At 67.8% G+C, this 24932-nt stretch carries 22 protein-coding genes; 8 read left to right on the forward strand and 14 right to left on the reverse strand.

The features are described 5' to 3' along the window. The first annotated feature begins 228 nt into the window (after window positions 1-228). Window positions 229-3396, forward strand: a complete 3168-nt coding sequence (locus WFH00_RS05675; RefSeq protein WP_336659690.1) for a hypothetical protein — start codon at window positions 229-231, stop codon at window positions 3394-3396. A 142-nt stretch (window positions 3397-3538) separates the two neighbouring features. On the opposite strand, the gene WFH00_RS05680 is transcribed toward WFH00_RS05675, so the two are convergent. Next, window positions 3539-4267 carry an alpha/beta hydrolase gene (locus WFH00_RS05680; protein WP_336659691.1) on the reverse strand — a complete coding sequence of 243 codons (729 nt, stop codon included), beginning with the start codon at window positions 4265-4267 and terminating at the stop codon, window positions 3539-3541. Window positions 4268-4341: 74 nt separating this feature from the next. Here WFH00_RS05680 and WFH00_RS05685 point away from each other — a divergent pair, with 74 nt between their 5' ends. Beyond that, window positions 4342-4866, forward strand: coding sequence for a ribonuclease H family protein (locus WFH00_RS05685; RefSeq protein WP_336659692.1), 525 nt, complete (start codon window positions 4342-4344; stop codon window positions 4864-4866). Between the two features lie 327 nt (window positions 4867-5193). On the opposite strand, the gene WFH00_RS05690 is transcribed toward WFH00_RS05685, so the two are convergent. The 7 genes from WFH00_RS05690 to rpsB form a co-directional block, all read right to left on the reverse strand. Continuing rightward, window positions 5194-5856 carry a transglycosylase SLT domain-containing protein gene (locus tag WFH00_RS05690; RefSeq protein ID WP_336659693.1) on the reverse strand — a complete coding sequence of 221 codons (663 nt, stop codon included), beginning with the start codon at window positions 5854-5856 and terminating at the stop codon, window positions 5194-5196. Window positions 5857-5953: 97 nt separating this feature from the next. Then, complete coding sequence (locus WFH00_RS05695; RefSeq protein WP_336659694.1) at window positions 5954-6505, reverse strand: DivIVA domain-containing protein; 552 nt, start codon at window positions 6503-6505, stop codon at window positions 5954-5956. A 50-nt stretch (window positions 6506-6555) separates the two neighbouring features. After that, complete coding sequence (locus WFH00_RS05700; RefSeq protein WP_336659695.1) at window positions 6556-7473, reverse strand: phosphatidate cytidylyltransferase; 918 nt, start codon at window positions 7471-7473, stop codon at window positions 6556-6558. Window positions 7474-7478: 5 nt separating this feature from the next. Next, window positions 7479-8033: a ribosome recycling factor gene (gene frr / locus WFH00_RS05705; protein WP_336659696.1), complete on the reverse strand. Its 555-nt coding sequence runs from the start codon at window positions 8031-8033 to the stop codon at window positions 7479-7481. Window positions 8034-8105: 72 nt separating this feature from the next. Further along, the gene (gene pyrH, locus WFH00_RS05710; protein ID WP_336659697.1) at window positions 8106-8825 is read right to left on the reverse strand and encodes a UMP kinase; all 720 of its coding nucleotides are present in this window, start codon (window positions 8823-8825) and stop codon (window positions 8106-8108) included. A gap of 129 nt (window positions 8826-8954) precedes the next feature. After that, on the reverse strand, window positions 8955-9785 hold the full coding sequence (gene tsf / locus WFH00_RS05715; protein WP_336659699.1) for a translation elongation factor Ts: 831 nt from the start codon (window positions 9783-9785) through the stop codon (window positions 8955-8957). A 45-nt stretch (window positions 9786-9830) separates the two neighbouring features. Beyond that, window positions 9831-10700, reverse strand: coding sequence for a 30S ribosomal protein S2 (gene rpsB, locus WFH00_RS05720; RefSeq protein WP_336659700.1), 870 nt, complete (start codon window positions 10698-10700; stop codon window positions 9831-9833). 353 nt (window positions 10701-11053) lie between these two features. Between rpsB and WFH00_RS05725 the strand changes: the two genes are divergently transcribed. Beyond that, a complete protein-coding gene (locus tag WFH00_RS05725; RefSeq protein WP_336659701.1) occupies window positions 11054-11533 on the forward strand; it encodes a murein hydrolase activator EnvC family protein in 480 nt (159 codons plus the stop codon). 22 nt (window positions 11534-11555) lie between these two features. Here WFH00_RS05725 and WFH00_RS05730 read toward each other — a convergent pair whose 3' ends face one another. Then, window positions 11556-12581, reverse strand: a complete 1026-nt coding sequence (locus tag WFH00_RS05730; protein ID WP_442918800.1) for a tyrosine recombinase — start codon at window positions 12579-12581, stop codon at window positions 11556-11558. 106 nt (window positions 12582-12687) lie between these two features. Between WFH00_RS05730 and WFH00_RS05735 the strand changes: the two genes are divergently transcribed. Further along, entirely contained in the window at window positions 12688-13020 is a 333-nt protein-coding gene (locus tag WFH00_RS05735; protein WP_336659703.1) for a DUF7882 family protein, read from the forward strand. A gap of 111 nt (window positions 13021-13131) precedes the next feature. Here the strand turns inward: WFH00_RS05735 and dprA are convergent, their stop codons facing one another. The 4 genes from dprA to WFH00_RS05755 all read right to left on the reverse strand — a co-directional run bounded on the left by dprA (window position 13132) and on the right by WFH00_RS05755 (window position 17008). Beyond that, the gene (dprA, locus tag WFH00_RS05740) at window positions 13132-14424 is read right to left on the reverse strand and encodes a DNA-processing protein DprA (protein ID WP_336659704.1); all 1293 of its coding nucleotides are present in this window, start codon (window positions 14422-14424) and stop codon (window positions 13132-13134) included. Further along, window positions 14421-15995: a YifB family Mg chelatase-like AAA ATPase gene (locus tag WFH00_RS05745; RefSeq protein WP_336659705.1), complete on the reverse strand. Its 1575-nt coding sequence runs from the start codon at window positions 15993-15995 to the stop codon at window positions 14421-14423. Before WFH00_RS05745 ends, dprA begins: the two co-directional genes overlap by 4 nt. Beyond that, window positions 15992-16414 carry a YraN family protein gene (locus WFH00_RS05750; RefSeq protein ID WP_336659706.1) on the reverse strand — a complete coding sequence of 141 codons (423 nt, stop codon included), beginning with the start codon at window positions 16412-16414 and terminating at the stop codon, window positions 15992-15994. The genes WFH00_RS05745 and WFH00_RS05750 overlap by 4 nt, the downstream gene beginning before the upstream one ends. Window positions 16415-16684: 270 nt before the next feature. After that, the gene (locus WFH00_RS05755; protein ID WP_336659708.1) at window positions 16685-17008 is read right to left on the reverse strand and encodes a DUF2469 domain-containing protein; all 324 of its coding nucleotides are present in this window, start codon (window positions 17006-17008) and stop codon (window positions 16685-16687) included. Between the two features lie 110 nt (window positions 17009-17118). Between WFH00_RS05755 and WFH00_RS05760 the strand changes: the two genes are divergently transcribed. From WFH00_RS05760 to WFH00_RS05775, 4 genes are all read left to right on the forward strand, one after another. Then, complete coding sequence (locus WFH00_RS05760; RefSeq protein ID WP_336659709.1) at window positions 17119-17769, forward strand: hypothetical protein; 651 nt, start codon at window positions 17119-17121, stop codon at window positions 17767-17769. Continuing rightward, on the forward strand, window positions 17766-19355 hold the full coding sequence (locus tag WFH00_RS05765; protein WP_336659710.1) for a DNA polymerase Y family protein: 1590 nt from the start codon (window positions 17766-17768) through the stop codon (window positions 19353-19355). Before WFH00_RS05760 ends, WFH00_RS05765 begins: the two co-directional genes overlap by 4 nt. Before the next feature lie 123 nt (window positions 19356-19478). After that, window positions 19479-23087 carry an error-prone DNA polymerase gene (locus tag WFH00_RS05770; RefSeq protein WP_336659711.1) on the forward strand — a complete coding sequence of 1203 codons (3609 nt, stop codon included), beginning with the start codon at window positions 19479-19481 and terminating at the stop codon, window positions 23085-23087. A gap of 182 nt (window positions 23088-23269) precedes the next feature. Continuing rightward, window positions 23270-24586 carry a nicotinate phosphoribosyltransferase gene (locus WFH00_RS05775; RefSeq protein ID WP_336659712.1) on the forward strand — a complete coding sequence of 439 codons (1317 nt, stop codon included), beginning with the start codon at window positions 23270-23272 and terminating at the stop codon, window positions 24584-24586. 7 nt (window positions 24587-24593) lie between these two features. Here WFH00_RS05775 and WFH00_RS05780 read toward each other — a convergent pair whose 3' ends face one another. After that, a complete protein-coding gene (locus WFH00_RS05780; protein WP_336659713.1) occupies window positions 24594-24866 on the reverse strand; it encodes a DUF3039 domain-containing protein in 273 nt (90 codons plus the stop codon). Between the last annotated feature and the right edge of the window lie 66 nt (window positions 24867-24932).

A 24932-nucleotide genomic window follows, 5' to 3' on the forward strand; every position in this document is an offset into this window, starting at 1 on the left:
GCGCGCGGGTGCGGGCGGGTAGCGGTTCGTCGGCGGCGAAGCGCCTCGCGGTCGCGTACTGGGTCGCGCTGTGCAGGCATGCTGCAAGGCACCGCGCGAGCGTGCTGCACGGCCTTTGACCGGCCCTGTCACCCGGTGTGGCTTGCGCTATCGTGGGGAACACTTCTGTTCGCGCCGCGGCATCGCCGTGCCGAAGCGCCGATTCGATTGCCAGACACCGGAGGCCCCGTGTCCGATACAGCTCAGCCGTTCTCCCCCGCATTCCGCGGTTACAACCGTGAAGAGGTAGACGAGCGCATGAGCGCCCTCACGGGGCACATCACCATGCTGCAGTCGCACATCGAAGCCCTGCAGTCGGCGCACCGGGACGCGACGAAAACGGGAGAAGATCAGCGCGCCCTGATCTCAGAGCTGCAGGAGCAGATCGCGGAGCTCGGCGCTTCCGGCTACTCCGGGCTCGGTCTCCGGGTTGAGAAGAGTCTGCAGATTGCAGAGGATCACGCACAGCGTCTCATGGCCCAGGCCGATCTCGACGCGGAGAAGTTGCGTCGCACGACCGAGGAAGAGGCGCGTCGCGTTCTCGCCCAGGCGCAGACCCGTGCAGATGAGCTCCTCGTCTCCGCGTCCGAGCAGGCCGAGATCATCCTGACGGGCGCACGCACTGATATCGCGACGCAGAGTGCGGAATCGAACGCCGAGCGGGAGCGACTGATCGAGGAAGCCCGGCGCGAGGCCGAGTTGACGCGGAGCTCCGCCGAGCGCGAGGCGATCGCGGCACGTGAAACAGCTGAGCGCGACGGGGCTGCTACGCTCGCGGCAGCTCACCTCGAGGCCGAACGCGTCACTTCGGAAGCGCGCTCCACTGCGCTGGAGCTGCAATTGCAGACCGAGCGGCAGGCCGAAGAGTTCGAGCGGCAGCGCGCGGAAAGCGAGCGCGATGCCGAGCTCGAGCGCTCGCGCCTCGTGCAGGAGAGCGAACGCGCTCGCGCGGAATTCGAGGCCCGGCGGCAGCGTGAAGAAGCCGAACTCGAGGAGCTGCACACGGAGCGCCAGCGGGCACTCGAGGCGGATTTCAGCGCGAAGCAGCGGGCGCTGGCGGCTGAGGAGGAGACCCTTCGCGGGCGCATCGCTCAGGAGCGCGCTGAACACGACGCGGCGATCGCTGACGAGCGCGCGGCGCACGAGCGCCGTATCGCCGGTGAGCTCGAGGCGCACACGGCGCGCCTCGCGCAGGAGCGAGCCGAACACGAGGCCGTACTCACCCGCGAACGCGAATCCGCCGCAAGCGCGATTGCCACACTGTCCAATCAGGCCGAACGCCAGCGAGAGCAGGCGGACAGCGTCGCGCGCGAGGAGCGGGAGGCCGCGACTGCGCGTCACCATGCCGAGCTCGTCGAACTTCGGGAAGCGCACGAGGCCACGCTGGCGATGGAGTTGGCAACGCATCGCAACACACTCGCAGATGAGCGCGATAAGCACGACGCGACCATCGCCGTCGAACTCGCGCAGCACCGGGAGTCGATCGACGCTGAGCGGCAGGCACACGATGCGGCTCTGAGCGCTGAGCGATCCGCACAGGAAGCGGAGCTCAGCGCCGAGCGGGAGCAGCACGACATCCGTCTCTCCGATGAGCTTGCGGCGCACGTTTCACGCCTCGCTCAGGAGCGTGCCGCGCACGAGCACTCGATCACGAGCGAGCGCGAGGAGCACGACGCGCTCATCGTGCGCGAGCGTCGTGCTCACAACGATGCAATCGCTGCGGAGCGGGCAGAGCACGAGAGCGCGATCGCTACGGAGCGGGCCGCCCATGAGAGCGCCATCGCGTCGGAGCGGGACGCCCACGACGAGAACATCGCGCGTGAGCGGGAAGCCCACGACGCACGGATCTCCCGAGAGTTCGAGGAGCACCGCAGCGCGCTCGTATCGGAGCGCACGGCGCACGAGCGCGACATCGCGGTGGAGCGGTCGACGCACGAGCAGACGATGGCGGCGGAACGCGCGACGCACGAGCAGAGCATTGCGCGGGAGCGCGCCGCTTTCGAGTCGGATCGAGACGCACAGCGCGAAGAGTTGTTCGCCGAACTCGCCGCGGCCCGCGAGGAGCACGAGAGTCGTATCACCGCAGAGTCCGAGGCGCACGACGCCCGGCTCGGTGCCGAGCTGGCGGCGCACCAGGATCGCGTGATCTCGGAGTGGGACGCCCACAGCGAGCGGATCGCCGCGGAGAACACGGCTCATGAGCGCGAGATCGCTTCTGCGCGCGAGGAGCAGCGCCGCGCCCACGAACGGGCTGAAGCTGAATTCGCTGCTCGCCTCCGTGACGAAGACGCCGTGCACTCGGAGCGCCTGGCCGCAGAGGTACGTGAGCACGAGCAGCGCCTCGAGACCGAACGCGCCGCGGAGACGGAACGCCTGCGCATCACTCGTGAGGAGGCGGCGGAAGCGATCGGCCTCGAACGTGAAACGCTCGAACTCCAGATCGAGCGCGAGCGCGCCAAGCTCGCGGAAGATGTTGCACGCGAACGCGCAGAGCACGAGCGAGAGATCGCAACGGCGCGCGAGCAGCACGCGGCTGACCTGCAGCAGGAACGAGAAGCCCACGAGGCGGCGATCGCTCGAGAGGTCGCGGCGAAGCGCGCAGAGGTCACCGAGGAGACCGATCTGCTGCGGGTCGACACCCTTGCTGAGCTCGCCGAGCACCGGCACGCGGAGGAGACGCGCCTTGCGGAGCTCCGGTCCGAGACCGAACAGGCAGTGCAGGAGATGACAGAGCGGATCGAGCGCGAAAGTGCGGAGTTCGCGCGCGAAACCGCGGAGCAGCGCGAGAGGACCGAGCGCGAGCTGGCGGAGCGCCAGCACGCCGCCGCGGAAGTCGCAGAACGCGAGATCGCGGCCACGCGGGCAGAGCTCGCTGAACTGCGCGTGCAGCTCGAAGCAGCCCGGGAAGAGTACGAGCGCGTGAGCGCGGAGGCCACTCAGGACGCACGGAATGTGCGCGCGACGGCAGAACGCCAGGCAGCGGAGATCGTCCTCGAGGCCGAGCGGCGCGCGCAGGCGACCTTCGTCGCAGCCGAGGACCGCGCGACACGGGTGCTCGCCGCCGCAGAAGATCGCATGACGCAGTTGAAGGTCGAGCGAGGCGCCGTTGCTCGCTACTTTGAAAGCCTCGGCGAAGTCATCACCAACGCTCAGAAGATGAGCTCGGTCGCTGGTCGACTCGTAGATCAGCCTGTCGCGGAGGCACTCGCCCCCGGGGCGTCCGAGCCTCCGATCGATGAAGCCGTTCGTGCCGACACTCGGGAGCTCGAACTCGAGGCCGGCGCTGCCGACTTCGTGGCCGAATCTTCATCGACGGCCGAAGCCAGCGAAGACGACGCGGAGGCCCGCCGCGACTGACCCTGGCGCTGGGAGGCGGGCAAGTCTTGCCCGCCTCGATCCCTCGTCTCGCCGGCCTGCTCAGAGGTCCGCACCTGGAGGCGCACACGAGGATTGAAGAGGAGAGTCGGGCTCGGGGCGAGCGTCAGGGTGGGAGGCCGCGTCAAGCCTGGAGACGCGAGTCAGGCACCTCTCCCGGCAGCGGCGTTTCGGCGGTCCCGACAGTCTCAACGATCTCGTCGAGCACCCGGCGGGTCTGCTTCTCCCCCACCCAGAGGTGCTTGCCGCCTTCGACCGGGACGAGGCGCATGCGTGGCACAGCTGCGAAGCGCTCAGCGGCCGCATCGGGGCGCAGGTAGTCATCGAACTCGGGAATGACCGCGACGAGCTCGGGCTCCGCCTGCTGCCACGCGGCGACCTCTGCGGGCGTGGCTCGGTGCAGCGGAGGCGAGAGCAGAATAGCGCCGTCGATGTCGTGCTCCAGGCCGTACTTCAGGGCCAGCTCGGTGCCGAACGACCATCCCAACAGCCACGGGTGAGGCAGATTGCGCTCGCGCACGAACGCCATCGCGGCCGCGACGTCGAAACGCTCGGAGATGCCGTCGCCGAATGTCCCCTCGCTCGTGCCACGAGGCGATGACGTGCCCCGGGTGTTGAAGCGCAGCACCGCGAGACGAGCGAGCTCGGGAAGCCGGTTGGCTGCCTTCCGCAGCACGTGCGACTCCATGAAGCCGCCCGCCGTTGGTAGCGGATGCAACGTCACCAGCGTCGCGAGCGGCTCGTGATCTGCGGGGAGCGCGAGCTCGCCGTAGAGCGTCAGGCCGTCCTCCGTATGCAGTTCGATGTCTTCGCGCCGCGAACGCAGCACCGTGTTGCTCGTGATCTCAGGCATCGACCATCCTCTCGTAGCGGCTCACCGTTCCAGCCTATCCGGCGCGCAGCTGCGGTTCTGGCAGGATGGAAGGCATGGTACTCACGGCAGCAGCAGACGGATCGGCACTCGGTAATCCGGGGCCCGCAGGCTGGGCGTGGGTCGTCGACGACACGCAGTGGCGCGCGGGCGGATGGCCGCGAGCCACCAATAATCAGGGTGAGCTCATGGCCGTCCTCGACCTGCTCACCGCCACCGCGGATCGCTCGGACGAGCCGCTCCGCATCCTGTGCGACAGCCAGTACGTCATCAATTCGCTGACCCAGTGGATGCCCGGCTGGAAGCGTCGGGGATGGCGCAAGGCCGACGGGAAGCCGGTATTGAATCGCGAGCTGCTCGAGCGGCTCGACGCGGCACTCCAGGGCCGAAACGTGACGTTCGAGTGGGTGAAGGGGCACGCCGGTCACCCGCTGAACGAGGCGGCGGATCTGCGCGCGCGTGCAGTCGCCACGGCATTCCAGGCGGGACGCGAGCCGGAGGTCGGGCCGGGACTTGCGGGTGCCGCGCCGTCACCGACCGTCGAGGTCGAGGCGGCTGCCGCTCCCCCGACGCTCTTCTGAGCAACGCCGCCGGGCGCTGAGTTACCGCAGGCGCCAGCAGTGTGCGTGATAGTGGCGCCGGTCGCGCACCGCCGCGTCGTCGCCGAACAGGTGATCAGCGCGCCAGGCAACGACATGCGCCTGCCCCGGAGGCACGTCGGTGCCGCACAGCGGACACACGTATATCTTTGCAGCGCGCTGAGACGAGATCTCTCGAACCCACCACTCCCCGCCAGCGCGCACTTCCCGGCGAGCGCCGCCGTTTGCGAGGGCGCTCAGATCCCGCTCCGGTGCCGCAGCAGCTCTCTGATATTTATTGGGCCGCCGGCTCTTCGCCATAGCGACCAATCACCACCAGTGGTTCGCGGTCCAGAATGCGTACGCCTGCGCCCAGCTGCCATAGCGACCGGTGGCGTAGCCAGATGCCCAACGGAGATTATCCACTGGATCGTAGCCGCTGCCCGGCACCTTGCTGCACGGCAGTGCCTGGATCAGACCGCAGGCGCCGGAGCTCGCGTTCGTGGCATTGGGATTCCAACCGCTCTCCTTCGAGGCGATGTAATCGACGTAGCCCCAATCGGCCTCAGCGATACCTGCTGCGGCCATCCACTCCGCAGGCGACCCTCCGCCGGTGTACTTCGGCGGTGCGCCCACACCCGCGTCGCCGCTCGTACCGGCGTTCTCTTCAGCAGCGCGAGCGGCAGCTTCCTCAGCTTCCTTCTGCGCCTGCGCGGCTTCTTTCGCCTCTTGCTTCTTCCGTACCTCTTCAGGGTCGGGAAGCTCGACGACACCCACGTCCGTGAAGACGAGATCCGCTTCCTCAGTAGTGTTCGGCACAAACTCCTGATGGATACGCTGCTGGAATGCCATGGTCTCCGCGTCGGCAGGAGCGCTCGGCATGGCCAACGGGGCCACGACGGCGGCGCTCAGGAACCCGGCAACCGCGACACCAGCGAAGGGGCCGCGCAGTCTCGACCAGCGGGAAACGGGATTCGCATTCACAACAGACACAATGTAACGATTCTATCTCAGCTTGTGACGGGAGACAAGCCGCCTCAAGCGTTGCAATATGTCACCCGAGTGGCAGTGGATGCAATCCTAGGCTCGGTCAGCGCGTCGAGAGAATGAGTTCGACAACGCTGTCGAGAAGTGCATCCACTTGCTCCTCGTCGTAACCGCGCCACTCCGAATGAAACACGACATCGCGAACTTCTGCCGGCTGCAGCCCCAGCTCGCGCTTATCGAACATCTCGCCGATACGGTCGAGAAACGCGTCGACCTGCGATCGACGGTAGCCAGTGGCGAACCACCCACGCCGGTGGAAGCGTTTGCCACGATCCCGGCGAATTCGGCCTCGAACCTCCGAAAGAAGCTGACGTGTCTCCTCCCACCAGGCATCCTCGCCGGACTCGCGCATGCGGGCGCGCCGCTCTCGCTCGAAAAACACCTCTTCCAGGCGATCCATCGCAGCGTCGACGTAGCGCGGCGCGTACCCTCCTCGCTTCATCGGAAAGGCCGTGCGCCGAACATCGTCCGAGGTCAATGCGCTGCCACTCTTCGAGCCCTCATACGCGACGCGCGCCGACGCGAGAAAGTCTTCAACGTGAGTCTGGTCGTAACCGAGTTGCGACCCGGCGGCCAGTGGGAAGGACGTGTGCACCCGCCCATTCTCGTCCGCTTGCTCATTGGTTCGCTGAGAACGACGAGGCATCACACCACCCCCGCAATGAGCGCGACGCCGTACACGCCCACCGCTGACGGAAGAATCGAATCGAGACGGTCGAGGAACCCCCCGTGGCCCGGGATCCATGAGCTCATGTCTTTCACTCCCAAATTGCGCTTGATCAAGGATTCCGTGAGGTCGCCACCCGTCGCTGTGAAGAGCACAACGACGCCGAGAATGATGCCGACCCACCAAGGCTGATCGAGCGTGAATACTGACACCAGAACGCCGACTCCGGCCGCGACCACGGCCGCGCCCGCGAACCCTTCCCATGTCTTGTTCGGGCTAATGCGGGGCGTCATCTTGTGCTTGCCCAGCGTCACGCCCGCGGCGTACGCACCGACGTCGACCGAGACGACGACGACCACGAGCGCGAACACCCACCACTGCCCGTTCTCAGCGGCCACGAGCAGCACCGTGAACGACGCGAGGAACGCGACGTAGACCAGCGTGAACAGGCCGGAGAACACGTCACGAACAACGGTCTTCGCTGGAACCTCGCCCGCGCGAGCGACACCCTCGATGACACGCCAGACAATAAGGAGCAGGGATCCCGCGAAGAGACCGAGCAGCATGCCTTGAGGGCCCCAGAGCGCGGCTCCGCCCACCACGACAACGCCGCCGAGCGCCGCACCAACTCGGGAGACACGCCGACCGGCGACGCGGAACGCCGCAGCCAGCTCGACCAGCGCGATCGCCACGATGGCGGCGACCAACACGACGAACAGCTGCTTCACGAGCAACAGGCTCGCGAGAAAGACGGCGCCGAACACGACGCCCGAGGTGATGGCGAAGACCAGGTTACGGCCGGCTCGCGCCTCGATCCGCGCGTTCGTCGCCTCGAGCTGAGCCCGAGTTGATTCGAGCGCGTGCCGAATCTCGTCGCGTCGTTCTGAACCGGCCATCCGGATCAGACCTCCAGCAGCTCGGCTTCTTTACGCTTCAGCGCCTCGTCTACCTGCTCGATGAACTGCTTGGTAATGGCCTCGAGCTCCTTCTCTGCGCGTGCGAGCTCGTCTTCACCGACCTCGCTCTTGAGCGCGTCGAAGTCGTCCTTACCAGAGCGACGCACATTGCGGATCGCGACGCGTGCGTCCTCCGCCTTGCTCTTGACGATCTTCACGAACTCCTTGCGGCGCTCGGCCGTAAGCTCGGGAAGCGACAGGCGAATGACGGTGCCGTCGTTCGAGGGATTCGCTCCCAAGTTCGGCATATCGCGAATCGCCTGTTCAATGTCCTTCATCGCGCCCTTGTCGTAAGGGGTGACCAGGAGGCTGCGCGCGTCCTGATTCTGAACAGAGGCAAGCTGCGACAGCGGGGTGGGCGTGCCGTAGTAGTCCACCTGCACGTTCTGCAGTAGCGACGGGTTCGCCCGGCCGGTGCGCACCGTCGCGAAGTTCTCCTTCGCTGACTCGACTGCCCGGTTCATACGTTCCTTGACGTCGGCGAAGACTTCATCGATCACGGTGTACTCCTTAGTGAAAACGCTCGTGGTTCAAGCTTAGCGGGCGGGACGGACATAGATCCGGCCCGAGGACTACGGATGGACGAGCGTGCCCAGCACCTCTCCGCGCACCGCCGCGGTCACGTTGCCAGCGGGTTCCATGCCGAATACTCGCATGGGCATGCCGTTGTCCATGCAGAGGCTGAAAGCAGTCGAGTCGACCACCTTCAAGCCCTGGACGAGCGCATCGTTATAGGTGATCTGGTCGATCCGCGTCGCGTCCGGGTTATGGCGCGGGTCGGCGGTGTAGACGCCATCGACGCCGTTCTTCGCGACGAGCACCTCGTCAGCCTCGATCTCGAGCGCACGTTGCGCGGCGACCGTGTCAGTGGAGAAGTACGGCAGGCCGGCGCCGGCGCCGAAGATCACGACGCGGCCCTTCTCGAGGTGCCGTACAGCACGGAGCGGAATGTATGTTTCGGCCACCTGCGTCATCGTGATGGCTGACTGCACACGGGTCTCGACACCCGCCTGCTCCAAGAAATCCTGCAGCGCGAGCGCGTTCATCACCGTTCCGAGCATGCCCATGTAATCTGCGCGGGCGCGATCCATTCCGCGCTGCGACAGCTCAGCGCCGCGGAAGAAGTTGCCGCCGCCGACGACCACGGCGACCTCGGCGTCACTGAGACCACCCGCGATCTCGCGCGCGATCTGACTCACGACGTCGGGATTCACACCCAGAGTTCCACCTCCGAACGCCTCTCCCGAGAGCTTGAGCATTACTCGGCGCTTGCGATCGGCGGTCTTCGTCATGTGGTGTCTCTCCTTGAGTCGTTCAGGTGGACTCGGGCGCGTGGGTGTTGCGCGCGTGCGCCCGAGGCCATGATAGTGCGGACACAGCACAGGACCCGGGCCTCTCGGCCCGGGTCCTGGTGTCTGTGGCTAGGCGCCGACCTTGCTGCGCGCGAAGCCGGTGACCTTGATGCCGGCGGCCTCGGCCACCTTGCGCACCTCACGCTTGTCAGCGTCGAGGGCGTGCACCTGCTCGTTCAGCGCGACCTGCTTGAAGAACGCGGTCAGACGACCCTCGACGATCTTCGGCAGAGCCGCCTCGGGCTTGCCTTCGTTCTTCGAGATCTCGGTAACGAGCGCACGCTCCTTCTCGACATCAGCCTCGGGAACGTCCTCGCGGTCGAGGTACAGCGGATCCGCGAACGAAATGTGACGAGCGATGCTGAGCGCAGCATCGGCGTCGTCGCCCTCGTAGCCCACGACCACGCCGATCTGCGGGGGCAGATCCTTCGAGGTCTGGTGCAGGTACACCGAGGTCGCAGGAGCCTCGATGCGCGAGACCTTCCGGATCTCGATGCGCTCGCCGATGATGGCGGCCTCTTCGGTGATGACGTCAGCGACGGTCTTGCCCTCGGCGGGAGCCGCGAGGGCCTCTTCGGCCGTGGACGCGCCGGCAGCAACGATCGAGTCGAGCACGCGCTCAGCGAGCGCGATGAACTTCTCGTTCTTCGCAACGAAGTCGGTCTCGCAAACGAGCTCGATCATCGTCGCAGAACCCTCAGCCTGACGGACTGCGACCAGACCCTCGCTCGCCTCGCGGTCGCCGCGCTTGGCGACGCCCTTCAGACCCTTGAGACGCAGGATCTCGATGGCCTTCTCGATATCACCGTCAGCCTCGATGAGGGCGTTCTTGCTGTCGAGCATGCCGGCGCCGAGGCGGTCGCGCAGCTCCTTCACAGCGGCCATGCTTACTGCAGCCATGTGTGACTCCTTATGTGGTCGTTCGATGGAACGGTCAGAGGTGGACTATTCGGCGGCCGGGGTCTCGGCAGCGGCTTCGGCCGGAGCCTCCTCCGCGGCGGGCGCCTCAGCAGCCGGGGCCTCCTCAGCCGGAGCCTCGGTAGCGGCAGGAGCGTCGGCGTTGAGCAGCTCGACCTCCCACTCGGCGAGCGGCTCAGCGGCCTGCTCAGCACCCTCGGAGGGCTTCTGGTGACGCTCCATGAGGCCCTCGGCCGCAGCGTCGGCGATCACACGGGTGAGGAGCGCAACCGAGCGGATTGCGTCATCGTTGCCCGGGATCGGGTAGGTGACCTCGTCGGGATCGCAGTTGGTGTCGAGAATGGCGATCACGGGGATACCGAGCTTCTTCGCCTCGTCGATCGCGAGGTGCTCCTTCTTGGTGTCGACCACCCAGAGCGCCGACGGGGTCTTGCCCATGTTGCGGATACCACCGAGCGACTTCTGCAGCTTCTCCAGCTCGCGCTTCTTGAGCAGGAGCTCCTTCTTCGTAAAGCCGCTCGTGGTGCCCTCGAAGTCGAGCTGCTCGAGCTCCTTCATGCGCTCCAGGCGACCGGTCACGGTCTGGAAGTTGGTGAGCAGACCGCCGAGCCAGCGCTGGTTCACGTAGGGCTGGTTGACGCGGGTCGCCTGCTCGGCGATAGCCTCCTGGGCCTGCTTCTTCGTGCCCACGAAGAGGATGTTGCCGCCACGGGCAACGGTCTGCTTGACGAAGTCGTACGCGGCGTCGATGTAGCCGAGCGACTGCTGCAGGTCGATGATGTAGATGCCCGAGCGCTCGGTGAAGATGAAGCGCTTCATCTTCGGGTTCCAACGGCGGGTCTGGTGTCCGAAGTGGACGCCGCTGTCGAGCAGCTGGCGCATGGTTACGACGGCCATTGCCGTCCTCCTATTCTGGGCACCCTCCCGGGCGCGCCTATATGCGGTTGTCATCAGTCGCGATTGCGACCCGATCCTGGTGCCCTCGGGATCAGCCACCTCGCTCTCGAAAGAACAAGGACCGTCGGCATTTCTCCGATGCGTGGGCACGCGAAGTCACCTCTTACAAGGTGCTGGACTAGTGTACACCAGCGGAAGGCGCGGATTGATGCGTCCACAGACCCGAGTCTTGATGCGCCGGACTGCTTCGCTCCACAAGCATCGATTCCCGGAGGCTCGAGCCTCCTCCCCGCTGCGATGCTCGAGGCATGATCCAGACATTTCGCCCTCCACCGCGGCGTCCATTTCTTCTCGTGCTCCTGGTCGCAGCGCTCGCTCTCTTCCCTCTATCACCGGCAGCGTCGTGGGCGGAGGAGCCGGTTCCCGTGCGGTGGCTTCCACCGATCGCGAGCGGGCTCGACATTCTTGCGCGATTCGAAGCACCGACGCACGAGTACGGACCGGGACACCGCGGGCTCGATCTGGCTGCGCAGCCTGGCGCCTCGGTGAGTGCTCCCGCAGGTGGTGTGGTGACCTTCGCCGGGCGAGTGGCCGGTCGCGGAGTCGTCTCCGTTCGAGTCGATGAGCGCATCACCTATTCGCTGGAGCCGGTCGATGCGGATCAGACCGAGCCTTCGAAGGGTGACCGGGTCGGACTCGGTGCGAAGCTCGGCACTGTCGGCGAGGGCGGCCACTGCGTCGAAGCGTGCGTACACCTCGGGGTACGAGTCGACAACATCTACGTCGATCCCGCGAGGTATTTCTTCACGCGCCCAGTGCTGCTGCCCTGGTAGGAGCGACTCGGCGCCGACGCTGCTACGCGCGGGGGTGAGCGCGCCGATAACTCTGCGCGAGACGCTCGGTCGATACGTGCGTATAGACCTGCGTGCTCGAGAGGCTCGAGTGCCCGAGCATCTCCTGCACCACGCGTAGATCAGCACCACCATTCAGTAGGTGAGTTGCCGCGGTGTGTCTCAGCGTGTGGGGACCCTTCGGCCCACCACCGGGCTCGCCCTTGAGTTCGCGCGCCACCATCCGGTAGATCGCGTTGGTCGTGAGTCTTCCCCCTCGATTGCCGAGGAAGAGAGATTGCACGGAGATTTCATGCCCTCCGGCCGCGCCGCTTCGACCGACTGCGCCCTTCTCCCCAGCGATTGACCGCTCCCCCGAATCCGCAGCCGAGGCTGACACCTGCCTTGTCTGCGCGTTCGACGCACGCACGAGCAACTGCGGACGCCCGTGATTCAGATAAGCCTCGAGAGCATGTGCCGCCGGGACCCCGAAGGGCACGATCCGCTCTTTATTCCCTTTGCCGAGAACGCGCACTGTACGCTCGCGACGGTCAACTCCGGCGACCGTAAGTGCGCAGAGCTCGGAGACGCGCAGAGCCGAGGCGTAGAGGAGCTCGAGCACCGCGTGATCTCTCAGCGTCTCGGGCCGATCGGGATCCGCGCGCCGGGCGACCCGCTCGAGGACACGCGACATCTGCTCATCAGCGAGGACCCGGGGAAGCTCTCGGGAGGCTTTCGGAGCGCGCAGTCGCGACGCCGGATTTCCCGGAACGAGTCTCGTGCGCTCGAGCCAGGCACCGAACGACTTGAGCGTGGCGACGTTGCGAGCGAGGGTTGCCGACGCGAGACCCCGTTGCTGGCGAGCCCAGAGCCAGCCGCGCATCACTTCGATATTGCAGGCGTTGACGCTCGACACGCCCTGCTCCTCTGCGTAGGCGACGAAGTCGACGAGGTCCCGCCGATATGCCCGCACCGTGTGCTCGGAATAGCCGTACTCGAGTTCCACAGCGGAGAGGAACCGATCGACCGCGAGATCCACCGTCACTTGCATATATACATTGTCCTCGCTCGGGCCCGAATCACTCCTCGGCCACCCGCAGCGCGCGTTCATCGAGTATTTACTTTTTTAATTGCTTAATTTCTGACATACTTCAGACATGGGGTACTTACTGCACGGACAACGGGAATACGAATTCGAAGATCGCACGCTTGCGCATATCAAGGCTGTGATCGGCATGAAGCTCGCCAAGCGGGAGGGCTTCTTCCTGAGCTGGTCGCTCGGGGTCAACCAGGGAAGCGGTCGGCACGAGGTGTGGATTTCGGAGCACTCCCCGATCGCATTCCGGTTCTCCGGCGGAAAATCGCCGCAGCTCAATCCCGAGTGGATCAAGGCGCTGCTCGCGATCTCGCACACGCCCCGGGGCCTCGCCGTGCTGTCGGAAACGGAAGCCTCGAAGTGGGTGCAGCGCAACCCGCTTCTCGCCGCATAAGCGGCGTACAACACGAATAGCGCACTTGCCGCATAAGCGGCATATAACACGGAAAACGCACTGCGGAGCGTGAGACCTCCGGCGTCGGCTCATCAGTTCGCAGCGCATTCATCACTGCTTCACCAATCGCCAGCGGGGTTCTCCCCCATTAGGATCCCTCGCACGAGCCACATGGCCGAGCACTTCAAGCTCCGCGAACCCGGAGCGCGCTTCCACCCGCGTTACCCCGGCCGCCAACGCGGCCTCGTCGGTGGAGCGCGCGCCCCGGAGCGGGAGCGCATCGATCAGGCGTCGATGTAACGACGGCTGGCGTTCCTCTGAACCGCCCCGGGAACCGCCGCCATCCGTAGCGCTCGCGGGTGCCCCGGCTTCGCTCACGAGCGACCCCGTTCCGGGCGACACGTCGAGAAACTCTCGAAGCTCCGCCCCGTTCGTCACCAACGTCGCGCCATACTCACGGATGAGTCGGTGGCAACCCGCCGACGCGGCGCTCGTAATCGGGCCGGGAACCGCCCCGAGGTCCCGACCGAGCTCGGCCACGTGCCCGGCAGTGTTCAGCGACCCGGAACGGAATCCCGCCTCAGTCACGAGGGTCGCCCGCGCCAGCGCCGCGATCGACCGGTTCCGCTGCAGAAAGCGCCAACGAGTGGGCGCTGAGCCCGGCACCATCTCGGAACACACCACTCCCGCTTCGGCGATCCGATTCAGTAATGAATCGTGGGCGTTCGGATACGGGCGGTCCGCACCACCCGCGAGCACGGCAATCGTCGGAGCCCCTGCGGCGAGCGCAGCGCGGTGCGCCACCCCATCGATGCCGTAGGCCGCGCCCGAAACGATGGCTACGCCGGCGGCACAGGCGGCATCCGTCAGTTCCGCGGTGACGTGCGAACCATAGCCAGTGCAGGCGCGTGCGCCGACGACGGCGAGCGACGTCATACCCAGCACGGACGCGTCACCGCGCACCCAGAGCATCTGCGGAGCGTGCGGACCCAGGTCATCGAGCGTCGGCGGCCACTCTGAGGACTCGGGCACGACGATGGACAACCCCGCTGCGACGGCGCCCTCGAGGTCACGCACGGATTCCGCACGATCAAGCCTCGGGAGCCACCGTTTGAGTGCGGCGGCGAGCGCGCGCCAGTCGAGCTCGGTCCCTCTGCTGGCCGCGGCCTGCGCGATTGCCTTCGCTCCATCCAACGAAAGGAGTGTTTCGAGCGCCTCGACGGCGCCGAGACCGCGGATCAGTTCGCCCGCGATCGCGTCCCCGGGTTCGATCAGCCGGGACCACACCGCTCGCGCGAATACGACTGTCGGCGCAATTTCATCATCTACCGTGGACGGAGCCAACCGCGCGAGGAGCCGCATCACCTGTGCGTCTTCGTGCACCTGCAGCGCAACGTTCGTCATCCGAAATCACCTCCGCGAAGTACGAGCGCCTGCGCGACCTCGGCCCGACGCGGCCTGTCGCGCCCGGCCAAATCCGCGATCGTCCATGCCACGCGCAGCGCACGGTCGTACCCGCGCAGCGTGAGCGCGCCTCGAGCGAGGGCCTGGTCCAGCACCGCGGTGTCGCCGCGCGGAAGTTGGAACGGCCCGCTCCGCAGTGAGGTGCCGGGCACATCCGCGTTCACCGACCACCGGGCGCCCCTCCACCGCTCGGCCGCTGAGGCGCGTGCGGCGATGACGCGCGCCTGCAACTCCTCGCTCGATGGACGATGCTCCTCCGGCTCCTCCAGCAGCACCCGCGATACACGGTGCAGCGTCAGCCGCACGTCGATCCGGTCGGAGAGCGGACCCGAGATTCTCTGCTGGTACGAGGTCCGCGCACGCGGAGTGCACCGGCAGCGCAAAGCCGTGTCTGGCGAACCGGCGTTGCCGCACGGACAGGGGTTCGCAGCGAGGACGAGTTGCACCCGCGCCGGCAATACCGTTCGCAGCCGAGAGCGATGGATCTCGATCCTTCCCGTCTCGAGCGGCTGCCTGAGCGCATCGAGCACCATCCGTGGAAACTCGGGCGCCTCGTCGAGAAACAAGACGCCGTGGCAGGCGCGCGTGATCGCGCCCGGCCGCACCTCGCTCCCCTGACCCCCACCGATGATCGAGACGGCCGAGGCCGTGTGGTGCGGACTTTCAAACGGCGGGTGTCGCACCAACTCGGTCACCGTCGATCCTCCGAGCGACGCAATGCTGCTCGCCTCAAGCGCGGCATCATCGGTGAGCGGGGGCAGCAGCGCGGGCAGACGTGTCGCGAGCAGCGTTTTCCCCGCTCCGGGCGGGCCGAGCAACGAGAGGTGATGCCGCCCCGCGGCCGCGATCACCATGGCCTCCACCGCTTCGGGTTGCCCGATGACGTCGCGCATGTCGGGGACGGCGGCACCCTGCGTTCCGTGAAACCCGTCGCGGTTCGCGCCCGTACCGCTCGGCTCCGCTCCTGGGAGCACGATCCGACCGCGGTCGAGTTCCCCGCGATACCACGCGACTGCGCTCCCGAGATCACGCACGGCGACCACTTCGATGCCGGGGACGAGCGCCGCCTCCTCCCCGCATTCCTCGGGCACCATTACTCTTCGGAAACCGAGTGCCCTGGCCGCAGAGGCGAGGGAGAGGAGGCCCGCTGGCCGGCGGAGCCCTCCGTCGAGGGCGAGCTCTCCGAGGTGCGCCACGCTCTCGAGCCCCTCGGGTGGGAGATGACGCGATGCGGCGAGCGCTGCGAGCGCGATGGCGAGGTCGAAGCCAGACCCGTGTTTCGGCAGGGAGGCTGGGCTTAAATTTATGGTGTGAAAGCGGTCGGATAAGGGCAGCCCGACCTGCGCGGTCGCCGTTCGCACCCGCAGTTTCGCCTCTGCAAGCGCCGTATCAGGGAGACCGATGATCGCGATCCCGGGGAGCTGCTGCGACACCGCGGACTCCACCATCACGGTCGTACCCTCGAGCCCGGTGAGGGCGACTGAAGCAGCCCGACAGACGACCCCGCTCACGCGATGCCTCGCAGGTGCTCAATGCGCGGAGAGGCCCCGGAACGCAAAGTGATCGCGACCGCGTCGATCCGCAACCGCCCCGCCCCGACTTCGTGGCTTCGCACCCAGTCGAGCAAGAGCCTGCGCAGCCTCGCCGCTTTCCGCGCCGTGATCGCGGCGAACGGACTCCCGTATCCGTCGCCGCTCCGGGTCTTCACCTCGACCGCGACCACCGTGCCGCTCTCGAGCGCGATCAGATCCAGTTCGCCACCGCGGATGCGCCAGTTCCGTTCGAGGATGCGGTACCCCAAGCCCTCGAGGTACTCCGCCGCGAGAGCCTCGCCCCGCGCTCCGAGCTCTTGGTTGTGCGCGAGTGGGGCTTGCTCGTCGCTCCCTTGCGTACGGTTCGGAACTTCCGTCGTTGCTGCTGTGCGCTCCATGATGCACCTCCTGGCACACCAGCCTCGTCGCTGGTGGGTGCGGGGAAGAGCGCTTCAGTCGGAACTGTGGAGAAGTCGGCGGATCACCCGGAAGGTTCGAGCTGTGAGCAGTTCATCGGGGCTGCCGCTTCCAACCGGCAGAGGCAGCAAGCCGCCTTACCCCATCCGGTTTCACGCGATCAGGGCCCGCTACATCAGGGCCCGCATCATCGGGCCCCGCGCGATCTGGGCCCGCTTCATCTCAACGACAGCCGACTCAGCGTCGCACGACTACTCGTCGAGCGCGAGCTCCTGCGGCAGCGCGAACTCGCGTGCCGACAGCTCCTCGACGTTCACGTCCTTGAACGTGAGCACGCGCACCGACTTCACGAAGCGGTCGGCACGGTACACATCCCAGACCCAGACGTCGGTCATGGCGAGTTCGAAGTAGAAATCGCTGCCCGCGTCCTGGCGCTTCAGGTCGACCTCGTTCGCCAGGTAGAAGCGCCGCTCGGTCTCGACGACATAGCGGAACTGGCTCGCGATATCTCGGTATTCGCGGAACAGCGACAGCTCGGCTTCGCGCTCGTAATCGTCTAGCTCGTCCTCGTTCATCTCCCCCATCCTACCGCCGTCGGAGAGCCTCGATTCGGAGGAGTTTTGCCGACTCGACGCGCCGTAAATCCGAAGTTGATTTATTCGAACATATGTTCGAAGATACCTGCATGAACTCCCCCGCGACCGTCCGTTCGCTGCAGCAGCGCATCTCCGAGATGCAGCCGGTGCGGCTCGACGAGCGCGTGCTTCCGACCCATGCGGGGCTGAGTCCGTTACTCCCCGGCGGTGGCTTGCGCATGGGTGGCAGCTACGCCGTGCACGGCTCGCGCCAGCTCGCTCTCGCGCTACTTTCGGAGGCTTCGCAGTCGGGCCTGTGGTGCGGCGTCATCGGTGATCCGACCTTCGGCGCGGAGGCGGCTGCGGCCCTCGGCATCTCGCTCGAGCGCTGCGTGGTGATCCCCGACCCCGGTGACGACGCGATGGGTCTGACCGGCGCGCTCGCCGAGGTGCTCACCCTCGTGCTACTCACCCCGACGTCGCGCCCCAGCCCCGGCGAGACCGAGCGCATCTCGGCGCGGCTGCGGGAGCACGATGCCGCGCTTGTCGTCACGGGCGACTGGCCCCGCCCCGAATCCACGCTCCGCGTCACCCAGGTGCGCTGGCAGGGGTTGGGTCAGGGTTCGGGGTTGCTCTCCGACCGAGAGTTAGTGGTGCAGTCGCAGGATCGGCGTGGCGCTCGCCACCACACTGTGCACTTCGCGGGAGGCTCACTTGCCGAGCCCGGCACCGCTCCGGTTCGTCGTCTGGTCGCCTCATGACCGCCGAACGCACACTCGTCTTCTGGGTTCCAGACTGGCCTGTGCACGCACTGCTGCGTGATGACGGAGCCGACGGGCTCACCATCGAGGCGCCGCTCGCTCTCATCGCGAACCGGATCGTCATCGCGTGCACCGAAGCAGCCCGGCAGGAGGGCGTGCGCACGGGACTCCGCGAGCGTGAAGCGCAGACCCGCTGCCCCGAACTCGCCGTGTACCCGCATCGACCCGAGACCGATGAACGTCGATTCGCTCCCATCGTCGCCCGCCTGGAGCAGCTGGTGCCGGGAGTCGAGGTCGTGCGGCCCGGGCTCTGCGCCATGCGAGCGCGCGGGCCGGCGCGCTACTACGGCGGAGAGGAGCCCGCGGGATCCGCGCTCCTCGGGCTCGCAGCGGAGTTGGGGCTCCCTGAGATCCGCATCGGGATCGCCGATGGCCGGTTCACGGCGGAGCAGGCCGCGCGATCCGCGCCGAGCGACCCTGAAGTCTCCGCGCCGTCCGAAGGACTTCGCATCGTCGCGGCCGGGGCCTCGGCGGCGTTCCTCTCACCGCTCCCGGTGACTCGCGCGATGGAACCCGCACTCGCCGAGACCATGCAGGGGCTCGGCATCCGTACGCTCGGCGCGCTCGCCGCGCTGCCCGAGGAGTCGGTGCGGCAGCGGTTCGGCCCGCAGGGGCTTACGGCTCACCGGCGCGCGACCGCCGCGGGTGCGTTGCACGGCGCCGAGGTGCGCCCGCGCGCGCCGGTGCGCGAACTCGCCGTGGAGCTCGAGTTCGACGCCCCCGTCGACACCGCCGAGCAGCTGGCGTTCGCGTGCAGCACCCTCGCGGAGCGCTTCATCAGCGGGTTGATCGAGGAGCGCCTCGTGTGCACGGCGCTCCGCGTGGAACTCACCGACGATGTCGGCTCGCGGCACGAGCGGGAGTGGGCGCATCCCCGGCACTTCACCGCGGTCGACACCCTGGGCCGAATTCGCTGGCAGGCTGCTTCGGCCGCGCGGGAGACCGAGCGCGGAGGAGCCGGCGTCGTACGGGTGCGCATTGTTCCCGTGCACACCGACCGCGTGGCAGCGCACGAGCCGGGTCTGTGGAGCACCGAGCCAGACGAGCGGGTGCACCACCACCTCAGTCGCGCACAGAGTCGCCTCGGTCACACCGGCGTCGGCACGATGACGCTCACCGGGGGCAGGATGCTGAGCGATCGGCAGCAGTTCGTGCCGTGGAGCACCGCGCGGTCGGGGCAGCGCGGGAGGCGGGCGGCTTCGGGGCCTTGGCCGGGTGCACTCGCGGGCCCCGCGCCCAGCCGTGTGTTTCCTCGGCCTCCGCAAGCCGCGCTTCTCGACACCGCGGGTGAGATCGTGGGTGTCGACGCTGACGACTTGCTTACCGCGCAGCCCGCCCACCTGCGCGTCGGCGACACGACGTTCGCCCCGACCGTCACGGCGTGGTCGCAGCCGTGGGCGGTGCGCGAGCGCTGGTGGGAGGGCGTCTCGGAGCGGTTCCGCCTCCAGGTGCAGCTCGCAGACGGCGATGCATGGCTCCTCGTCTTTCACGGCGGCGCGTGGGTCGCGGAGGGCCGATACGACTAATTGCCCTCGACCGCACCCATCCGCCTTGACCACCCTGATCTCCCTTGACCGCCATTAACCACCCTGACCAACCCACCCTGACCACCCTGACCACCGCATTGATCACAGAACGGGAGGAAGCGCATGCGCTGGAGCAACTCCGACCTCTCTTGGGCCGAGTTCGAGCGTCGACTCTCGGGCCGGGCTCCCGAGGTGCAGCCCGCGAAATCGGCTGACACGGGAGCGCCTCCCGAGAGCGCGGCCGGCACAAAGGTATCCACTGCGCCGGGATTCGTGCCGTACGCCGAGCTCCACACGCACTCGCACTTCAGCTTCCTCGACGGCTCCTCGTCTCCCGAAGACCTCATGGGTGAGGCCGCCCGCCTCGGCCTCACGGGCATCGCGCTCACCGATCACGACGGGTTCTACGGAGCCGCCGCATTCGCCGACGCCGCAGACGCCGCGGCACGCCGCCAGGCAGACCGCGCCGAGGCGGCCCGCGCAGCGGGCGATCCCGAACCGCCCCCGCCACCCCTCACCGTGTACGGCGCTGAACTTTCCCTCGACCTCGACGCGCCGCAGCTCGGAGCTGCGGACCCCATGGGAACCCATCTCCTCGTCCTCGCACGTGGCACGGGCGGCTACCACCGTCTCGCCGCGGCCATCACCGAGGCCCAGCTCGGCGGCGGCGAGAAGGGGCGGCCGGTCTACGAACTCGAGGCCCTCGCGGCTGCGGCGGGCGGCGAGTGGGCGATCCTGACCGGCTGCCGCAAGGGTGCTGTGAGACGCTCCCTCGACACCGCGCCCAACCGCACCGATGGCGACACCCGAGCGCTCGCCGAACTCGACCGACTCACCGCGCTCTTCGGTCGCGACAATGTGCACGTCGAACTGACCCAGCACGGCCACCCCGGCGACGACCCCCGTAACGATCGGCTGGCCGAACTCGCCGCTCTCAGCGGCCTGCCCACGCTCGCGACCGGCAACGTGCACTACGCGACCGCCGCGCAGGCGCCGCTCGCCGAATCGATGGCCGCGGTCCGCGCGCGACGCAGCCTCGCCGAGCTCGACTCGTACCTGCCGGCATCCGGCGCCGCCCACCTGCGCAGTGGAGTCGCGATGCTGCGACGCTTCTCGCGCTTCCCTGACGCCGTCGCCCGCACTGTGCCGCTCGCGCGCGAGCTCGCCTTCCCGCTGCGCGCAGCCCGGCCGAAACTCCCGAAGCTCGACCTCCCCGAGGGGCACACCCAGATGTCGTGGCTGCGCTCGCTCGTGTGGGATGGTGCCGAACGGCGCTACGGCGCGTCGATGCCCGAGTCGCATCGCGCCCGCATCGAACGCGAACTCGAGGTGATCGAGCAGAAGGATTTCCCGGGCTATTTCCTCATCGTGCACGACCTCGTCCGCGAGGCCCGCAGCCGCGATATTCTGTGCCAGGGGCGCGGTTCGGCCGCGAACTCCGCTGTCTGCTACGTGCTCGGCATCACCTCGGTCGACTCCATCTACTACGACCTCCCGTTCGAGCGGTTCCTGTCGAGCCTGCGCGACGAGGAGCCCGACATCGACGTCGACTTCGACTCGGAGCGGCGCGAGGAGATCATCCAGTACGTCTACGACCGCTACGGCCGGCGCAACGCCGCCCAGGTCGCGAACGTCATCAGCTACCAGCCCAAGGCCGCGATGCGCGACGCCGCGAAGGCGCTCGGGTACAGCGCGGGGCAGCAGCGCGCCTGGACGCGCGGGCTCGAGCGGCGCCGCACGATCGAGGAGGATCCGGAGAGCCCGATCCCCCAACCCGTGCAGCGACTCGCCCAGGAGTTTCTGAAGGCTCCCCGGCATCTCGGCATCCACTCAGGCGGCATGGTACTCACGGAGCGCCCCGTGGGCGAGGTCTGCCCCATCGAGCACGCGCGCATGGAGCACCGCACCGTGCTGCAGTGGGACAAAGAGGGCTGCGAGACCATGGGTCTCGTCAAGTTCGACATGCTCGGGCTCGGCATTCTGAGCGCGCTGCGCCACACCTTCGACCTCATCGCCGCGGCCACCGGTGAGCGGCTGACCTTCGAGACCGTGCCGAAAGAGGAGGAAGCCGTCTACGACATGCTGTGCCGAGCCGACGCGGTGGGCGTCTTCCAGGTCGAGAGCCGGGCGCAGCTCAATACGCTGCCGCGCCTCCTCCCCCGCCGGTTCTACGATCTCGTCATCGAGATCGCGCTGATTCGTCCCGGCCCCATCCAAGGCGGCGCTGTCCACCCCTACCTTCGCCGCAAGAACGGGCAGGAGGATGTGACCTACCCCCACCCGAAACTCATCCCGGTGCTCGAGCGCACCATGGGCGTGCCGCTCTTCCAGGAGCAGCTCATGCAGATGGCGATGACGATCGGCGGCTGCAGCGGCGAGGACGCGGATCTGCTGCGCCGCTCGATGGGGTCGAAGCGCGGTCAGGAGCGCATCGACAGTCTGAAGGAGAAGCTGTTCGAGGGTATGGCGCGCAACGGCATCACCGGCGACGAGGCCGTGCGCGTCTACGAGCAGATCGAGGCGTTCGCGGGCTTCGGTTTCGCGGAGAGCCACTCGATCAGCTTCGCGCTCATCGTTTACGTCAGCTCGTGGTGCAAGCTGCACTACCCGGGCGCGTTCCTCGCAGGCCTGCTGCGCGCGCAGCCCATGGGCTTCTACTCACCTCGGTCGCTCGTCGAGGACGCGCGCCGCCACGGGGTCGAGGTGCGACCGCCCGATGTGCAGCGCTCGGGAGCGCTGTCGGGGCTCGAGCCGCTCGATGCGTCCGATGAGCGGGGCGCGCAGGGGGTGCAGAGCGCACAAGGTACCCCGGGAACGCGGGGTACGCAGAGCGCGCAAGGTACCCCGGGTACGCAGGGTACGCAGGGCACGGAAGGTGCCCCGGGTGCGCAAGGCGCACAGGGCACGCAGGCGGCTGATCGCCGCGCCCCGACCGGCTCCGACGACTGCCTCGTGCTGCAGCATCCAGCGCCGGGCCCCTTCGACCGCAGCGCCCCCGATACGAGCGCGCTGCACCGCCGCGACGGCGCCTTCGCGGTGCGCCTCGGCCTCACCGAGATCCGCGGCATCGAGCTCGACACCGCGGAGCGCATCGCCCGCGCCCGCGAGGCGGGGCCGTTCCGCGACCTCGCAGACCTCGCCCGGCGCGCCGACCTCGACCGCACCCGGCTCGAGGCCCTTGCCGCCTCGGGGGCGTGCGAGAGCCTCGGCCTCGACCGACGCGAGGCGCTGTGGGCGGCAGCCCCGGCCTCGGACAACCGCGAGCGTTTCCTCCCCGGCATCGCGGTGCACGTGCAGCCGCCGCTGCTCCCGGTGCTGAGCGCGGCAGAGCAGACCGCCCTCGATCTGTGGACCACGGGGGTGGCGACGGGCACCCATCCGCTCGCACTGCTCCGCGAAGGGCTCGACGCACGCGGGATAATCCGCTCGGATCGCGCCCTGCACACCCCTCCCGGAAGCATCGTCGAGGTCGCGGGGCTCGTGACGCACCGCCAGCGGCCGGGCACCGCGAGCGGTATCACCTTCCTCACACTCGAAGACGAGGCCGGCACCGTCAATATCGTCACCTGGGCTCAGGTGTGGGCGCGCAACCGTCTCGTCGCGCGGGCGTCGCCGGCGCTCATCATCCGCGGCGTGCTCGAGCGCTCTCCCGAGGGGGTGATCAACGTCATCGCCCAGACCTTCGAACCGCTGGCGGCGCCAGTCGGAGTGGCGTCACGGGATTTCCGCTGATCCGCCGCCAACGAACCCATGCCCGGCAACCGCACCGCGCTCCGACCCTCGCCAGGCAACCGCACCGCGCTCCACTGCAGCGAACCCTTCCAGGCAACCGCACCGTCGTGCCGTCGCTCCGCTCCCGTCCACGACCGGCTCACGGTACGCCAGCCGGGCACCCCACCGGCTAAGCTGACGGCGTGCATTCCTCGACGGCGCTGCTCACCGACCATTACGAGTTGACGATGGTCGACGCCGCGCTGCAGGCAGGCACCGCCCATCGACGCAGCGTATTCGAACTCTTCGCGAGGCGGCTCTCGGGCGCCCGTCGCTACGGCGTCGTCGCGGGAACCGGGCGCCTCCTCGACGCCATCGAGCAGTTCCGCTTCACGGAGCCGGAGCTCGAGTTCCTCCGCACGGAGCAGGTCGTGAGCGCGCGCACCCTCGACTGGCTCGCCGACTTCCGCTTCAGCGGTAACATCTGGGGCTACCCCGAGGGCGAAGTGTTCTTCCCCGGCTCTCCCCTCATTACGGTCGAGTCGTCATTCGCCGAGGGCGTGCTCCTCGAGACGCTCGCACTGAGCATCCTGAACGCCGACTCGGCAGTTGCGACCGCCGCTTCGCGCATGAGCCACGCCGCTGCGGGCAAGCCGCTCGCGGAGATGGGATCCCGCCGCACTGGAGAGTACAGCGCCGTCGCAGCGGCCCGTGCCGCCTACATCGCCGGCTTCACCGCGACCTCGAACCTCGAAGCCGGGCGCCGCTACGGCATCCCCACGATGGGCACTGCCGCCCACAGCTTCACGCTCCTCCACGACAGCGAGCGCGCCGCCTTCCAGGCTCAGGTCGACGCCCTCGGAACCAGCACCACCCTCCTCGTCGACACCTACGACATCGATCAAGGCGTGCGCACGGCGATCGAAGTCGCGGGCACCGGACTCGGTGCGGTGCGCATCGACTCCGGCGATTTGCCGATCGTGGTGGCGCGCGTACGGCGACTCCTCGACGACCTCGGCGCGACGCGCACCCGCATCACCGTCACGAATGACCTCGACGAGCACACCGTTGCGGCCCTCGCCGCGGCGCCCGTCGACAGCTTCGGCGTGGGCACCTCGGTGGTCGTAGGATCGGGCACCCCGACCATGGGCATGGTCTACAAGCTCGTCGCTCACGAGAACGACCGGGGCGAGTGGGTGTCGGTCGCGAAGAAGTCCGCGGAGAAAGCCTCGGTCGGAGGGCGCAAGAGCGTGCGCCGCGCTTACTCGAATGCAGGAGTCGCGACCGCCGAGCTGATCTTCCTCGGCGACGGACCGAGCGGCACAGCCGAGGGGACGGACGCCGACGGTCGATCCGTGCTCGAACCGCTCGTCATCGATGGCGAGGTGCAGCGGCAGCACGCCGGCCGCGACGGCATCGCAGCCGCGCGCGAGCGTCACGCGGCGCGACTGGCCGAGCTGCCGCCGGTAGCCATGAGTCTCACTCGCGGCGACCCCGCGATTCCCACCGAGTACCGCTGATCGCCAGCTACTTCTTCATGCGCTCGTAAACCCGCTTGCAATCCGGGCACACCGGGAACTTCTCGGGATCGCGCGAGGGCGTCCACTTCTTGCCGCACAGAGCGCGCACCGGCTTGCCCGTCACCGCGGACTCGAGAATCTTGTCCTTGGGAACATAGTGCGAGAAGCGCTCGTGGTCGCCGTCTTCGATCTTCGCGTCCTCGAGCAGCTTCTCGAGATCGCGGTCGAGCACATCGGTGCCGCCCGCGGTGTCGGAGTCATTACGCGTGAAGAATCCCATGCGCACAGTGTACTCCGGCGGCATCGGGGCAGCGCGACTGCTCCCGGCGCGATCCGCCTCTCACGG

This window comes from Leucobacter sp. USHLN153 (assembly GCF_037145615.1).
Taxonomy (GTDB): Bacteria; Actinomycetota; Actinomycetes; order Actinomycetales; family Microbacteriaceae; genus Leucobacter.

Bases quoted from the DNA above. Each gene is read 5' to 3' on its own strand.
- WFH00_RS05680 (WP_336659691.1), bottom strand. From the start codon at position 4,267: ATGCCTGAGATCACGAGCAACACGGTGCTGCGTTCGCGGCGCGAAGAC.
- WFH00_RS05685 (WP_336659692.1), top strand. From the start codon at position 4,342: ATGGTACTCACGGCAGCAGCAGACGGATCGGCACTCGGTAATCCGGGG.
- WFH00_RS05700 (WP_336659695.1), bottom strand. From the start codon at position 7,473: ATGGCCGGTTCAGAACGACGCGACGAGATTCGGCACGCGCTCGAATCA.
- pyrH (WP_336659697.1), bottom strand. From the start codon at position 8,825: ATGACGAAGACCGCCGATCGCAAGCGCCGAGTAATGCTCAAGCTCTCG.
- tsf (WP_336659699.1), bottom strand. From the start codon at position 9,785: ATGGCTGCAGTAAGCATGGCCGCTGTGAAGGAGCTGCGCGACCGCCTC.
- rpsB (WP_336659700.1), bottom strand. From the start codon at position 10,700: ATGGCCGTCGTAACCATGCGCCAGCTGCTCGACAGCGGCGTCCACTTC.
- WFH00_RS05730 (WP_442918800.1), bottom strand. From the start codon at position 12,581: ATGCAAGTGACGGTGGATCTCGCGGTCGATCGGTTCCTCTCCGCTGTG.
- WFH00_RS05735 (WP_336659703.1), top strand. From the start codon at position 12,688: ATGGGGTACTTACTGCACGGACAACGGGAATACGAATTCGAAGATCGC.
- dprA (WP_336659704.1), bottom strand. From the start codon at position 14,424: ATGACGAACGTTGCGCTGCAGGTGCACGAAGACGCACAGGTGATGCGG.
- WFH00_RS05750 (WP_336659706.1), bottom strand. From the start codon at position 16,414: ATGGAGCGCACAGCAGCAACGACGGAAGTTCCGAACCGTACGCAAGGG.
- WFH00_RS05755 (WP_336659708.1), bottom strand. From the start codon at position 17,008: ATGAACGAGGACGAGCTAGACGATTACGAGCGCGAAGCCGAGCTGTCG.
- WFH00_RS05760 (WP_336659709.1), top strand. From the start codon at position 17,119: ATGAACTCCCCCGCGACCGTCCGTTCGCTGCAGCAGCGCATCTCCGAG.
- WFH00_RS05765 (WP_336659710.1), top strand. From the start codon at position 17,766: ATGACCGCCGAACGCACACTCGTCTTCTGGGTTCCAGACTGGCCTGTG.
- WFH00_RS05770 (WP_336659711.1), top strand. From the start codon at position 19,479: ATGCGCTGGAGCAACTCCGACCTCTCTTGGGCCGAGTTCGAGCGTCGA.
- WFH00_RS05780 (WP_336659713.1), bottom strand. From the start codon at position 24,866: ATGGGATTCTTCACGCGTAATGACTCCGACACCGCGGGCGGCACCGAT.